Source organism: Pseudodesulfovibrio karagichevae (assembly GCF_041414475.1).
GTDB classification, from domain to species: Bacteria; Desulfobacterota; Desulfovibrionia; order Desulfovibrionales; family Desulfovibrionaceae; genus Pseudodesulfovibrio; species Pseudodesulfovibrio karagichevae.
Genome location: NZ_JBGLYH010000082.1, coordinates 1 through 14,187, shown reverse-complemented (window position 1 = coordinate 14,187; position 14,187 = coordinate 1). Strand labels below are relative to the sequence as shown.

General features: G+C 66.2%; 10 protein-coding genes. 4 read left to right on the top strand and 6 right to left on the bottom strand.

Annotation, left to right across the window (positions count from 1 at the left end; all coding sequences use genetic code 11):
* The first annotated feature begins 168 nt into the window (after nt 1-168).
* Nucleotides 169-834 carry an HAD family hydrolase gene (locus tag AB6M95_RS17900; protein ID WP_371388113.1) on the top strand — a complete coding sequence of 222 codons (666 nt, stop codon included), beginning with the start codon at nt 169-171 and terminating at the stop codon, nt 832-834.
* Between the two features lie 137 nt (nt 835-971).
* On the top strand, nt 972-2,993 hold the full coding sequence (locus tag AB6M95_RS17895; protein WP_371388112.1) for a methyl-accepting chemotaxis protein: 2,022 nt from the start codon (nt 972-974) through the stop codon (nt 2,991-2,993).
* 92 nt (nt 2,994-3,085) lie between these two features.
* Here the strand turns inward: AB6M95_RS17895 and AB6M95_RS17890 are convergent, their stop codons facing one another.
* The 4 genes from AB6M95_RS17890 to AB6M95_RS17875 all read right to left on the bottom strand — a co-directional run bounded on the left by AB6M95_RS17890 (nt 3,086) and on the right by AB6M95_RS17875 (nt 8,040).
* Nucleotides 3,086-3,991, bottom strand: a complete 906-nt coding sequence (locus AB6M95_RS17890) for a TIGR01777 family oxidoreductase (protein WP_371388111.1) — start codon at nt 3,989-3,991, stop codon at nt 3,086-3,088.
* 122 nt (nt 3,992-4,113) lie between these two features.
* Nucleotides 4,114-5,106, bottom strand: coding sequence for an ABC transporter substrate-binding protein (locus AB6M95_RS17885; RefSeq protein WP_371388110.1), 993 nt, complete (start codon nt 5,104-5,106; stop codon nt 4,114-4,116).
* Nucleotides 5,107-5,251: 145 nt separating this feature from the next.
* Nucleotides 5,252-7,441 carry a sensor histidine kinase gene (locus AB6M95_RS17880; protein ID WP_371388109.1) on the bottom strand — a complete coding sequence of 730 codons (2,190 nt, stop codon included), beginning with the start codon at nt 7,439-7,441 and terminating at the stop codon, nt 5,252-5,254.
* Between the two features lie 11 nt (nt 7,442-7,452).
* Nucleotides 7,453-8,040, bottom strand: coding sequence for a DUF4390 domain-containing protein (locus AB6M95_RS17875; protein ID WP_371388108.1), 588 nt, complete (start codon nt 8,038-8,040; stop codon nt 7,453-7,455).
* Between the two features lie 116 nt (nt 8,041-8,156).
* On the opposite strand from AB6M95_RS17875, the gene AB6M95_RS17870 reads away from it, so the two are divergent.
* Complete coding sequence (locus AB6M95_RS17870; RefSeq protein WP_371388107.1) at nt 8,157-9,041, top strand: universal stress protein; 885 nt, start codon at nt 8,157-8,159, stop codon at nt 9,039-9,041.
* Between the two features lie 602 nt (nt 9,042-9,643).
* Here AB6M95_RS17870 and AB6M95_RS17865 read toward each other — a convergent pair.
* Both AB6M95_RS17865 and AB6M95_RS17860 read right to left on the bottom strand, forming a co-directional pair.
* On the bottom strand, nt 9,644-10,213 hold the full coding sequence (locus tag AB6M95_RS17865; protein ID WP_371388106.1) for a dienelactone hydrolase family protein: 570 nt from the start codon (nt 10,211-10,213) through the stop codon (nt 9,644-9,646).
* A 141-nt stretch (nt 10,214-10,354) separates the two neighbouring features.
* Nucleotides 10,355-10,987, bottom strand: coding sequence for a peroxiredoxin (locus AB6M95_RS17860; RefSeq protein WP_371388105.1), 633 nt, complete (start codon nt 10,985-10,987; stop codon nt 10,355-10,357).
* 216 nt (nt 10,988-11,203) lie between these two features.
* Here AB6M95_RS17860 and AB6M95_RS17855 point away from each other — a divergent pair, with 216 nt between their 5' ends.
* The gene (locus AB6M95_RS17855; protein ID WP_371388104.1) at nt 11,204-14,113 is read left to right on the top strand and encodes an insulinase family protein; all 2,910 of its coding nucleotides are present in this window, start codon (nt 11,204-11,206) and stop codon (nt 14,111-14,113) included.
* The last annotated feature ends 74 nt before the right edge of the window (nt 14,114-14,187 follow it).

Sequence of the window (14,187 nt, the reverse complement as noted above, 5' to 3'; positions counted from 1 at the left end):
CACATGAATTTTCCGTGAATGCGAGGGAACCCGCGCGCTCGCACATCCGCGAAGCGGCGACAAAAAGTTTAGGAACGGATGGGGATGGGGGTCTGGGAGAAGGGGAAAGGAAAGCCCTATTCACAAAGGGTTTCCCTCTCCCCTTCCCCCGGCCGCCGGAGGCACCCCTTGAAACTCGACGCCATCATCTTCGACTTCGACGGCACCCTGGCCGACGTGCCCCTGGATTTCGACTTTATGAAGACCAAGATCGCGGCGCTGGGCGAGGTGTTCATGGACGAGCGCCCGGTGCCGGACGGCACGCCCGCCCTGGAATGGCTGGACAAGCTGTCCGCCCGGGTCATGGAGCGCGACCGGGCCGAGGGCATGGAGTTCCTGTCGCGCGGGCGGCTGGTCATCGCGGCCATGGAGCTGGACGCGGCCCGCGACGGCTGCCTGTACGAGTTCACCCGGCCCGTGCTCGACGACCTCAGGGCGCGCGGCGTGGCCACGGGCGTGATCTCGCGGAACATCTCGGCGGCCATCAGGAAGGTCTTCCCGGACATCGACGAACACCTTCAGGTCTTCCTGCCCAGAGAAAGTTCGGACCGCCTCAAGCCCGACCCCGCCCACCTGCTCCGGGCGCTCGACCAAATCGGCGTGCCGCCCGAGCGGGCGCTCATGGTCGGCGACCACCCCATGGACGTGGAGACCGGCAAACGGGCCGGGACCCTGGCCGCGGGCGTGACCACAGGGCGCATCGAGGCCGAGGGGTTCGCCCACCTCGACCCGGACTTCGTGGCCACGGACGTGGCCGCCCTCATGGCCGAACTGCGGCGGTCCGGGCTGATCTGACTTCTGCGCGATTCCGGCCGGCGGTTCCCCGATGATATTTCTCCGACATGCAGAAAATAATTTCTGACGCCGCGGCAAGTGTCGTACGTTGCTGTGTCGGCCAGACGGCATTCCCACTTCAAAGCAAGGAAACGTACATGCGATTCAAGAATTGGAGTCTCCGGTTCAAGATACTCGTCCCCACCTTTACCATCGTTTTCCTCCTCATCGCCGCCAGTACCGTGATCATGACGATCAAGGCCACGGACCTGGCCGTCGGCCAGGCCGAGGAGCTGGCTCGGGACCGCGCCCGGGGATATGCCACGGACGTGGGCCAGGCCATCGACCAGGCCGTCACCGTGACCCGCACCCTGGCGGTCATGTTCGAGAAGGGCGCGGCCTACGCCACCGTGCCCGACCGCGAGCTCCTGGACTCGGTGCTGGTCGGCACGTTGCGGCAGAACGACGCCCTGGCCGGTGTCTGGTGCGCCTTTCCGCCCGACGCGTTCGACGGCCGCGAGGCCGACTACAAAGACAAGTATAAAGGGGCCTACCGCAATTGGTACTACCGTGACGGCGGGACCATCGCCTCCAGCTTCGCGGGCGCCGGCTTCGAGTCCGAGGCCTGGTTTGCCGAGCCCATGGCGGGCAGCGGCGAGACCCTGACCGAGCCCTATCCCTGGGACGTCGAGGGCAAGCAGTTCTGGCTGGCCTCCACCGGCTATCCGGTGAAGAAGAACGGCAGAAACATCGGCGTGGTCGGCGTGGATTTCTATCTGAACGACCTCCAGAAGACCGTTCTGTCCATCAAGCCCTTCGGCACCGGCTACGCCTTCCTGATCACCGGTCAGGGGTTCATCGTGGCCCATCCCCAGTCGGAATGGGTGGGCAAGAATCTCAAGGAGGTCCTGGGCGAACGCAGCGGCAAGATCTTGAGCGCCGTCCAGGCGGGCAGGGCTTTGTCCTATGAGGTCACCTCGCCCGTGGACGGGGAGGAGTCCTTCGTGACCTATTCGCCGTTCGAGATCGGCAAGTCCGGCAAGCATTGGGCCCTGGCCGTGGTCACGCCCATGAGCACGGTGCGCAGCCATGCCGATTCGTTCACCGTGATCAGCGCGGGCATCGGGGTCGTGACCCTGATCGTGCTGCTGGCCGTCCTGTGGGTCATCGCCAAGATCATCACCGGGCCGGTGCTCAAGAGCATCGACCTGGCCCGCTCCCTGGCCGACGGCGACCTGACGCAGGACATCGACGTGCACCAGTCGGACGAGGTCGGCCAGCTGGCCGACGCCCTGCGCGGCATGGCCGCCAAGCTCAGGCAGGTCATCGGCGAGGTCGCCGGGTCCACCGAGAGCGTCGCCGCGGGCAGCGAGGAGCTGTCCGCCTCGTCCCAGAGCCTGGCCGACGGCGCCAGCCAGCAGGCGGCCAGCGTAGAGGAGGTCTCCGCCTCCATGGAGGAGATGGCGGGCAACATCCGGGCCAACTCGGAGAACGCCACCGAGACCGAGCGGATCGCCTCCCAGGCGGCCGAGCGGGCCGAGGTCAGCGGCAAGTCCGTGAGCGAGGCCATGGCCGCCATGACCGACATCGCGGAACGCATCTCGATCGTCGAGGAGATCGCCCGGCAGACCAACCTGCTCGCGCTCAACGCGGCCATCGAGGCGGCCCGGGCGGGCGAGCACGGCAAGGGCTTCGCCGTGGTGGCCGCCGAGGTGCGCAAGCTGGCCGAGCGCAGCGGCAAGGCCGCGTCCGAGATCAGCGAGCTGTCCGGGGCCACGGTGAGGAAGGCCGAGGAGGCCGGCGCCCAGCTCGGGGAGCTCATCCCGGACATCGAGCGCACCGCCGACCTGGTGCGGGAGATCGCCGCGGCCAGCGCCGAGCAGGAGACCGGCGTGAACCAGATCAACAACGCCATCCAGCAGCTGGACCACGTCATCCAGCAGAACGCCTCGGCCTCGGAAGAGATGGCCTCCACCTCCGAGACCCTGGCCGGGGAGAGCACCCAGCTGCAACAGTCCATCAGCTTCTTCCGCCTCGGCGGATCCATGCCCGCCGCGACCGTCGTTCGCACGGCGTCCCGGCCCGCTCCCCGGGCCATCCTCCCGGCGGGCCACACCGGCCCGAAGCGCGGCGGAGCGGCCCTCGGCAAGGACGACGACGGCGGGTTCGAACGGTTCTAGCGGGGCGTCCCCCCCCCGAAACGGCATGTCGAAAAAGCCCCGGTCCGACACAGGTCGGACCGGGGCTTTCCTTGTCCGGTGCGGAAGGGCGGCTAGCGGAGCACGCCGCGCAGGGCTTCGGCCAGGTCCGGAAACCGGAAGGTGAAGCCCGCCTTGGTCAGCCGCTCGGGCAGGGCGAATTGCCCGGAGAGGAGGACTTCGTCGGCCATCTGGCCGAAGAGCAGGCGCAGGGCGAAGGGCGGGACCGGGGTCTTGTAGGGGCGGTTCAGGATGGTCCCGAGGATGTGGGCGAACTTGTTGAAGTTGGCCGGGTTGGGGGCGCAGAGGTTGTAGGGTCCGCGGGTCTCGGGGTTTTCCATGAGGAAGCGGATGGCCCGGACCTCGTCCTTGATGTGTATCCAGGAGACGCCCTGGAGCCCGGTGCCGGGGGGGCCGCCGAGGTAGTATTTGAAGGGGGGGAGCATGCGCGGGAGCGCGCCGCCGTGGCCCAGCACCATGCCGGTGCGGATGATGCAGCGGCGGGTGCCCTTCTTTTCGAGGATCGAGGTGGAGGCTTCCCACCGGCGGGCGACGTCGGCCAGGAAGCCGGAGCCGGACTCGGCGTATTCGTCGATCAGGGTGGTGCCGCACGGCCCGTAGTAGCCCACGGCCGAGGCCTGGATAAGCACGCCCGGGGCCACGCCCGCCTGTTCCACGGCCTGGATGATGCGTTCCCCGGCCTTGAGCCGGCTTTCCAGGATGCGGCGTTTGCGTTTGCGGGTCCAGCGGCCCCCGGCGATGTTTTCTCCGGCCAGGTTGACGATGGCGGTATCCGGGCCGAGCACGTCGGACCAGCCGCCGTTGTCCCAGGGCATGCCGATGACGCCCCCTTTTTCGAACACGGCGGCGACCTTGCCGGGGTTGCGCGACAGGATGAGGATGTCCCAGCCGTGTTCCCGCAGTTCCCGAACCAGTTCCCTACCGATGAAGCCGGTACCTCCGGCGATTATTGCGCGCACTTGTCTTTCACCTTGTCAGCATTGCGTTCTTGTAGCGGCGTATCCGGAGGCAGAATACCACGTGTGGATATTCATTGCCAGACACTAATAAATTTAAGGAGGTAGTACGAATCGGGGGAGCGTCAGTCCACGAAGAGGACCGGCTCGTCCGCCTTGATGATGTCCAGGGGCACGAGGATGCCCCAGCGTTGCAGTTCGTACCGGCTGAAGACGAACTGGCCGTCCTTGGGGATCACGGGATAAAGGCTGCCGGGCCGCTCGCCGGCCAGTATCCTGAGGACCAGTTCGGCCGCGGCCTCGCCCTGCGGCCTGCCGGAATTGACCAGCCCGCCCACGGCCCGGCCCTTGCCCACGGCGAAATCCCAATAGCCGAAGAGGGGCACCGGCGAGTTGGCCGAGGACCAGGCCAGGATATCGTCGCTCGGGATGTGGTTGCCCGCCTCGTCGCTGAAGCTGTGGTACAGGCCCGCGAAGATGATGTCGTAGTTCTTGTCCCGGGCCGAGAGGATCGCCTCGCGCCACTGGGCGACGGTGTCGAGGAACAGGATGTCCACGTCGGTTTTCCCGAGGCGCAGGGAGGTCTGGTTCTTGAAGGTCGTTTCCCGGATGACCAGGGAGGTCTCCCCCCGGTCGAAGAGTATCAGGCACCGCTTGAGGGTAGGCCCCAGGATGTCCTGGAGGTACAGGAGGGAGCGCTTGAACAGCGGGCGTTCCAGCACGCCGGTGGCGGCATCCATGCCGCCGAGATATTTTCTCGGGTTGTCGTTCACGCCCAGGAAGACCAGGGGGATGCCGCCGTCCATGACCCGCCGCCCCAGCAGACGGACCGCGTTGTCGTCGGTCAGGACGACCACGTCCGGCCGGTCGGCGAGGACGGCCCGCCAGGCCCGTTCGGCGGCCTCGCGGAATTGGCTGCGGGGGATGCGCTTGGTGTCGAGGTCGAGGCAGGTGACCCGGGCCTTGCCCGCGAGCTTTTCCAGCAGGGCGGCGTTGTGCGCCCGCACCCAGGGGTGTTCGGCGTGGTAGCTGTTGACGACCATCACGTGGGGCAGCCCGGCCCAGGCGGGGCAGGGGAGGAGCAGAAGCCAGCAGCAGGCGGCGAGGAGAAGGCGCACGGAACGTCCTTGTGATTTTTCCTAAGGGCGCGCGCGGTGCGGGCCCAGGCAAGGGGCGTAGCATGATTTCCGGGGCGGGAACAACCGCCTTATAATCGGGTCGCCGGGCGGCCTCGTCGTGCAGCGAAGGGAGGGACTGCCGGGGCTAGGCGTCGTGCAGTTCGATGATGAAGACGGTGCCCTTGGGGTGGTTGGAGGCGGCGCGGACCATGCCGCCGTGGTCGGCGACGATGGACCGGACGATGGTCAGGCCCAGGCCGGTGCCGCCCTTTTTCTCGGTGTAGTAGGGCTCGAACATGCGCGAGGAGTCCTTGGGCAGGCCCGGGCCGTTGTCGGCCACGGAGATGGTCACCGTGCCCGCGTCCGGGTCGTGGGCGGCGGCGATCCGGACCTCGCCGCCCTTCATGCCCTTGAGGGCCTCGGCCGCGTTGGTGAACAGGTTGATGAGCACCTTGCGGATGCCCTCGCGATCGAAGGGGAACTCGGCGATGTCCGCCACGGACAGGTCCCATTTGATCTTGCGGTGGGTGTTGGCGAACATGGCCGTGACCTCCTCCAGCAGCGGGACGAGCTTGTCCGGCCGGGGCTGGACCTCGGGCAGCTTGGCATAGGCCGAGAACTCGGTGACCATGTTCTGGAGCCGCTCCACCTGGTTGACGATCAGGCCGGTGCACTCGTCGAAGGTGCCCTCGGCGATGCGTTCGCCATACTTGCGCTGGAGCCGCTGGGCCGACAGCTTGATGGGCGTGAGCGGGTTCTTGATCTCGTGGGCGATGCGCCGGGCGACCTCGCGCCAGGCGGCCAGCCGCTGGATCTTTTCCAGCTCGGTGATGTCCTCGAACACGGCCACGTGGCCCGCGTCGCGGCCGCCCACGTTCTTGAGCGAGACCACGTTGACCAGGACCTTGATGAGCTTGCCGCGCACGGGCAGGTCGAGCTGGCGCTGCCAGACCCCGCCGGGCTTGGTGGACAGCTGGGCCAGGGCCTCCTCGACCATGGCCGCGAAGTCGCCGGACAGGAAGCGGTTGGGGACCTTGCCGATGAGGAACTCGCCGGGGATGCCGAGGATGCTCTCGGCCGCAGTGTTGACCGTGCCGATGCGCCCTTCGGCGTCCATGGAGATGACGCCCGAGGTGATGTTGTTGAGCACGGCCTCGATGTACTGGCCGCGCCGCTCCAGCTCCTGATTCTGCTGGGCCAGCCGCTCGTTGGCCTGCTGCACCGAGTTCTGGCTCTGCTCCAGATCCTCGGCCATGCGGTTGAAGGACTGGACCAGGAAGCCGAGCTCGTCGTCCGAGCGGTCCTCCAGGCGCACGGACAGGTCGCCGCGCCCGATGCGCTCGGTGCCCGCAGCCAGGGCCTGGACCGGGGCGGACAGCTCCTTGGCCAGCCGGAACCCGAACCAGATGGCCCCCAGGATGATGAGCAGGGCCATGACCCCGAGGGTCAGGTACAGATTCATTTTCCACGGATACTTGCGGGTCTTGAGCTTCTTGTATTCGTCCAGGCCGCGCACGATCTGGTCGAGCCGGTGCAAGAGCCCCTGGCCCACGGTCTCGCCGAGCACCAGGTAGCCGGTCCTGCCCTCGTCCACCGGGGTCACGCCCAGGACCAGGTCGGAGCCGGGCTTGGGGATGATGGTCGTCCACGAGCGCGGGTCGGCGCGCAGGGACTGCCAGTCGATCTTCTCCTTGATCTCGGGCCAGGCCTGGGACCACTGGGCCGTGGCGTGGGTGTTCTGCTCGTTGCCCTCCGGGGTGATGACGCCCACCAGGCTCAGGTCGTACTCGTCGAACTTGCGGTTCAGGTACTTGTCCATGGCCTTGCCGCCCCAGGCGAACTTGGAGTCGATGATGTCCTTGATCATGACCGCGCCGCGCCGCTCCAGGCGGTCCTGCGCCGAGCCGTAGAAGGCCCGCCCGAGCTCCAGGGCCTGCTCCATGGACTCCTCCACCTGGCCCTTGAACCAGTAGTCCACCGAGGTCTGCACGAACTTCACCGAGACCAGGTAGATGAGCACCGTGGGGATGAGCGACAGGGAGATGAAGGCCAGGACCAGGCGGGTGCGCAGCTTGGAGCCGAGCACCCTGCGGCGGCGTTCCAGGACCAGGCGCACCGCGTTGCGGGCCACGTAGAAGAGCATGGCCAGCAGGAAGACCACGTTCAGGATGAGCAGGTTCAGGATGAGATAGTAGTCGCCGCTCAGGTACTTGAGCTCGGCCCAGGTCAGCCCGACGATGAGGACGATGAAGATCAGCGCGATGACGTATTCGCGCCGGTGCCGTCGCTGGTCCCTGCTGCTGGTGGAACTGATGCGGATCGGATCGGGCGTCACGCTCACGCCCCCTAGAAGGTGAAGTCCAGCTGGAAGGCGTTGTCGGCCCCGGCGTCCCAGGACCAGAAATAAAAGAAGCGCATCACTCCCTCGGGCGCGTCCTCCTCGTTCATGGAGGTGTGCAGGCGCAGGGAGTATTTCTTGCCCCGGTCGAGCAGGGCCCAGGAACCCAAGGTGGCGTCTATGGACCCCCAGCCATTTTCCAGGACCGTGCTCAAATCCTTGTCCCGCAGCGGCGTCTGCCTGCCGGGCAGGGTCATGACGAACTCGCGGGTCAGCGGGTCGAAGCTCAACCGGCTCCGGAAATGGACCTCGGTGATCTCCCGGTCCAGCCAGTAGTCGCGCGGCTGGAGCAGGCTGACCTCGCACTTGAGGACCAGCACGGCCCCGTCCTCCAACTCGCCCTTGAGGATCGGCTTCTCCTCCACCACTATGCCGAAGCGCGCCGTGAGCCGCCCGTTCACGTTGGCCAGGGTCGGGGCCTTCAGGCTCAGGCTCTGGGCCATGGCGGCGCCCGCCAGAATCAGGACGGCCAGGATGGCGGCCGGAAGAAGGACGGCCGGGAGTGATCCGGCCCGCTTGTCGTCGGGGGTGCGCATTGTCCTTGAGGATGTATCAGCCCCCGATTTAAAGGACAAGTGCCGGGCCTTGTCTTTTCCCGCTTCCGCGCGTTATGGCTGGCTTTAAGGATTCCACTTCTCACCAGGAGTTCCCCGTGCAGAAAGAACTGCTCCTCGCCATCGGCGACGACCGCGCCGCCTCCTACAATCTCCGGTTCCTCAAGGACACCTTCGATTCGTTTTGCGACCTCGGACTGACCCTGTTCTACGCCGCGCCGCGCTCGGCCCTGTGGGACCGCCAGGAGGCCGGGCTGCCGCCCTCGGACGCGGCCGTGGACCAGATCGTGGCCCACAAGAGGGGCAAGGGCAAGAAGGCCCTGGAAGACGCCAAGCGCTGGATCACGGAAATCGCCGGGTGTGACGGCGAAAACGTCCGCACCAAGGTCGTCCACTCCCGCATGGGCACGGCCCGGGAACTCATCAGCGAGGCCCACGAAGGCCTCTATGACGCGCTGATCCTCGGGCGCAAGGGATTCACCTGGTTCGAGGAGATCTTCGAGAACTCCGTGTGCCACGAACTCCTGTGGCAGGACATCGACTTCCCCATCTGGGTCTGCAAGCGCCCGTCCCAGGTCTCGCACCAGAACGTCCTGCTCTGCCTCGACGGCTCGGACCCGTCCCTGCGCATGGCCGACCACGCCGGATACATGCTCGCCAACGAGCCGCGCCAGTCGTTCACCCTCTTCCACGTGGCCCAGAAGGGCTACGCCGACGCCCGGTCCGCGCGCATCTTCGACGAGGCCCTGGCCATCCTCGCCGAACACGGCATCCCGGACGAACGCATCGAGATCAAGATGGTCACCGGCAACAGCGCGTTCAAGGCCATTCTCAAGGAGGCCCGGGCCGGACACTACGCCGCCGTGGCCGTGGGCCGGCGCGGCGCGGGCTCCCAGACCCGCATGGAAAACCTCTTCCCCAGCACCGTGTCCGTCAACCTCCTGCGCCAGCTTGAGGAAACCGCTCTGTGGATCAGTAAGTAGGCGGCTGGATGTGGTGGTGCCTCCGGCGGGCCCTCGCCGGGCGGGCGTTTCCGACGGCTCAAGAACCTTTTGGGAAAAGGTTCTTGAGAATCTCCCAAACTTTTTGGGTGCCTTCGGCAGGGGCGTGCGGGCGCGGGGAGGCCTGCCGGTTGTCCGTGGGGCTGGCTGTATCTTGGCCGGGTGGTGTCCCGAAGGGTTCGCGCCGGTTGCCAACGCCGCTGGCGGGCGTGGGCGGAATCCGCTAAAGCGCCCTTGCGGCGTTTTCTTACTTCCAAAAAACAGCAGTGTTTTTCGCGTCCTGCCTTCCCCCAAAAAAAACCCGCGATTTCGGGCAGGAAAACCGGCGTGTTTCTTTTTGTGAAACCGCACGCCGTTCCATCCGTTTTTTCTGTCCGAAATCGCACACAGGCACGGCGGAAGGCGTTCCCACGCCCTTCGCCGCAGGCGACAGAAAAAGTTTTGGAGATTCCTAAGAACCTTTTTTAAAAGGTTCTTAGGCGGGGCCGCGTCGGGTCTTAGGGCGAGCTGACTCGGCCTTAGAGCCGTCGACAGCAGCGATAGGGCAGCGCCCTGGTCTCCCCGAAGGGGGCCCAAAGCCGTGGTTACGCGCCCAGTTCACCTGCCAGCCGCGCCAGCCAGTCCGTCCAGCGGCGGCTGGCCGTTTCGTCGTAGTTTTCGGACAGGGGGTTCATGAAGCCGTGGCCCGCGTCGGCCCGGCGGCAGGTGACCAGCGGCTCGGCTTGGAGGGTGGCGGCCAACTCGTCCACGTCGAAGTGAGGCTCATGGTCCGGGAAGATCAGGTCCACGGGGGCGAGCGGGGTGCGGTCGGCCATGGTCCGGATGGCCGAGCCGTAGAAACAGCAGGCGCGGAGCAGGGGGAGGCCTTGGGTGCAGACGGCGGCCCAGGCCGCCCCGGCCCCGGCGCTGAAGCCGATGAGCAGGACCGGGCGCGCGGCTTGTTTGGCCAGAGCCTTGACGCGCCGGGCGTAGGGGGTAAGCCCACCGTGGTCGAGGTAGGCGGCGTAGGCTTGTTCTTCGGAGGAGAAGTGCGGGTCGCGGCCGTCATAGGGATCGGCCACGGTCACGCGGTCGGCGTGTGGGCGCAGCAGGGCTGCCAGGACGTCGGTGTGGGGCGTGCGTCCCCAGATTTCGGTGGCCAGGATGATCTCCACGTGCGCTCCGTGGCTGCGGTTACCGGAGCGCCGAGCATAGGCCGGGCGGCGCGGGGTCGCAACAAAAACAGCCCCCCGCCGGACCATCCGGCGGGGGGCGTTTTATGCAACAGGTCAGCGAGAGTGTGAGATCGCTGCCGTCTAGTCGTTAAGGGCTTCGTAGACCTTGCCGACCATACCGTCATTGGGAGTCAGGGTTTTGCCGCCCGGGGTCCACTTGGCCGGGCAGACCTCGGCCGGGTGGTCGATGAGATAGGTGTTGGCCTCGACCTTGCGGACCAGTTCGTCCGCGTTGCGGCCCACGTTGTAGAAATTGATCTCGGACGAGACCAGCACGCCCTCGGGGTTGATGACGAAGGTGCCGCGCAGGGCCAGGCCGGTGTCATAGTCCCAGACGTCGAAGAACCGGGAGACCTCGCCGGTGGGGTCGGAGGCCATCTTGAATTTGACGTTCTCCAGCATGCGCTCGTCGGACTTCCAGGCCATGTGGGAGAATTTGGTGTCCGTGGACACGGAGATCACCTCGGCCCCGAGTTTTTTCAGGTCCTCGTGGCGGGAGGCCAGGTCGGCCAGCTCGGTGGGGCAGACAAAGGTGAAGTCCGCGGGATAGAAGAACAGGATGGCCCATTTGCCCGCCTTGCGCAGCGCGCCCAGGTCCACCTCGGTGAAGCCGCCCTCGGTGGGGTCGAAGGCCTCCAGCGTGAATTCGGGCACGGGCTGGCCCACTTTGGCGAAATCAGGCATGGTGTCGTTGGACTCGAAATCGTTGCTCATATTTATTTTCCTTTGTTTTTCAGCGGTTGAAATTTTTATAGGAATGATTACCGTTTTCAAGACACTAAGGGCAGGCCGGTTTGCCGTCAAGGGTTTTTTGCATTTTTCTCCACTTTGCCCGGCGGGCCATGGTAGTGTATACCGGGGCTTCCCGCGGGGCGGCCCGATCCCGGGCGTCCGGCGCATGATCGAATACAAAAAGAAAAGAGAGCGTTTATGACTTTCGGCTTCACCAAGATACGGGAAATGGAAATCGCGGAACTGGCCAGCACGGCCATCGTCTACCGCCACGACAAGACCGGGGCGCGCGTCCTGTCCATGATCAACGACGACGAGAACAAGGTCTTCGGCATCTCGTTCCGCACCCCGCCCGAGGACTCCACGGGCGTGGCCCACATCCTGGAGCACTCGGTGCTCTGCGGTTCGGACAAGTACCCGGTGCGCGAGCCGTTCGTGGAGCTGCTCAAGGGATCGCTCCAGACCTTCCTGAACGCCCTGACCTTCCCGGACAAGACCTGCTATCCCGTGGCCTCTGCCAACGTGCAGGACTTCTACAACCTCGTGGACGTCTACCTGGACGCGGTCTTTCACCCGCGCCTGACCGAGAACACCCTGAAGCAGGAGGGCTGGCACTACGAGCTGGAGTCGCCCGACCGCGACATGACCTACAAGGGCGTGGTCTTCAACGAGATGAAGGGCGCGTACTCCTCGCCCGACTCCCTGCTCTACGAACACTCCCAGCAGTCCCTGTTCCCGGAGACCACCTACGGCCTGGACTCGGGCGGCGATCCGGCGGTCATCCCGGACCTGACGTTCGACAAGTTCATGGCTTTCCACCGCGACCACTACCACCCGTCCAACGGGTACGCCTTCTTTTACGGCGACGACGACCCGGAGAAGCGCCTCGAGATCCTGGACAAGGTCTTCTCGCAGTACGAGGCCATCGACGTTGCCAAGACCCGCGTGCCGCTCCAGCCGCGCTTCGCCGAGGCCAAGACCGTGCGCAAGGGCTACCCGGCCTCGGACCGGCTGGCCAAAGGCATGTTCACGGTCAACTGGCTGCTGGCCGAGACCGCCGACGCCAACCTGAACCTGGCCCTGCACATCCTGGAGCACATCCTTATCGGCCTGCCCAGCTCGCCGCTGAAAAAGGCGTTGACCGACTCCGGCCTGGGCGACGATCTGGCGGGTGTGGGGCTCGAAGCCGACATGCGCCAGATGTTCTTTTCCGTGGGCCTCAAGGGCATGCACCCGTCCAACGCCATCAAGGTGGAGTCGATCATCTTCCACACCATCAAGGAACTGGTCGAGAACGGCATCGACGCCCGCGACATCGAGGCGGCCGTGAATTCCGTGGAGTTCTCCCTGCGCGAGAACAACACCGGCTCCTACCCGCGCGGCCTGTCGCTCATGTTCCAGGCCCTGTCCACCTGGCTCTACGATGACGACGAAAACGAGGGCGATCCCCTGGCCCTGCTGCCCTTCGAGAAGCCGCTGGCCAACGTCAAGGCGTGGCTCGAAAACGGCGACAGGATTTTCGAGGAGCTGCTGGCCCGGCTCTTCCTGCACAACCCGCACCGGACCACCGTGCTTCTGGAGCCGGACCAGCAGCTCGCCCGGACCCTGGCCAAGGCCGAGTCCGACCGGCTGAAGGAGGCCAAGAAGGCCATGACCCCGGACCAGGTCCGGGCGGTCATCGATGACGCCGCCGAGCTCAAGCGCCTCCAGGCCGAGCCCGACGCGCCCGAGGCCCTCAAAAGCATCCCGCGCCTGTCCGTGGCCGACCTGCCCGCCGAGAACCGGCCCATTCCCACCGAGGTGCGCCCCCTCGGCGGCCGCGAACTGCTCTTCCACGACCTGGCCACCAACGGCATCGCCTACCTGGACTTCGGTTTCGACCTGACCGTCATTCCTGACGATCTGTTGCCCTACGCCGGGGTCTTCGGCCGCGCCCTGACCGAGGCCGGGACCACCGAGCGCGACTACGTCGACCTGTCCCAGCGCATCGCCCGGACCTCGGGCGGCATCTGGGCCCAGCCCTTCGCATCGGCCGTCCGCGACTCCGAGGACGCCGCCGTCCGGTTGTTCCTGCGCACCAAGGCCACCGGCGAGCGCATCGCGCCCACCTGCGAGATCGTCACCGAGATCCTGACCTCGGCCCAGCTCGACAACAAGGAGCGCATCGGCCGCATCGTGGCCGAGGCCCGCGCCCGCGCCGAACAGCGGCTGGTCCCGTCCGGCCACATGATCGTGGCTACCCGGCTGCGCGCCCGGACCCACGCCGCCCACGCCATGGACGAGGCCATGACCGGCCTGACCAACCTGCTCTTCCTGCGCGACCTGGAAAAGCGCATCGAGGACGACTTCCGCAAGGTCGCCAAGGACCTGGAACGGTTCCGCAAGCTCCTGCTCAACCAGTCCACCCTGATCGTCAACGCCACCATGGACCAGGACCTCCTCGCCCTGGCCGAGCCCGCCATGAAAGCCGTGGTCGAGGCCCTGCCCGTTGGCGACCCGGCACCGGCAGGGCGGACCATCCCGACCCTGCCCGCCCGCGAAGGGCTGGCCATCCCGGCCCAGGTCAACTACGTGGGCAAGGGCTGCGGCCTGACCGAACACGGCATAGCCCTCACCGGCGCGGCCCAGGTGGTCAACAAGCTCATCCGTACCGGCTATCTCTGGGAAAAGGTCCGCGTCCAGGGCGGGGCCTACGGCGCGTTCTGCATAATGGACCGCCTGGCCGGAGCGCTCGCCCTCGTGTCCTACCGCGACCCCAACGTGGCCGACACCATCAAGGCCTTTGACGGCCTGGCCGACTACCTCGAGACCGTCCACATCGACGCGGACGAACTGGAAAAGTCCATCATCGGCGCCATCGGCGAGATCGACACCTACCAGCTGCCCGACGCCAAGGGCTTCACCGCCATGGCCCGCCACCTGACCAACCAGGACGACGACTACCTTCAAACCGTGCGCGAACAGGCCCTGAACGCCTCGGAAAAAGACTTCCGCGAACTCGCCCAGGCCGTGCGCGTGGTCGCCCAAAACGGCGACATCTGCGTCCTCGGCGACTCCCTCGCCATGGAAAACAGCGGCCTGGACCTGGACATCAAACAGGTTCTGTAAAAGAGCGCCTCCGGCGGCCGGGGGAAGGGGGAGAAAAACCCTTTGAAAAGGGTTCTTTCTCCCCCTTCCCCCGG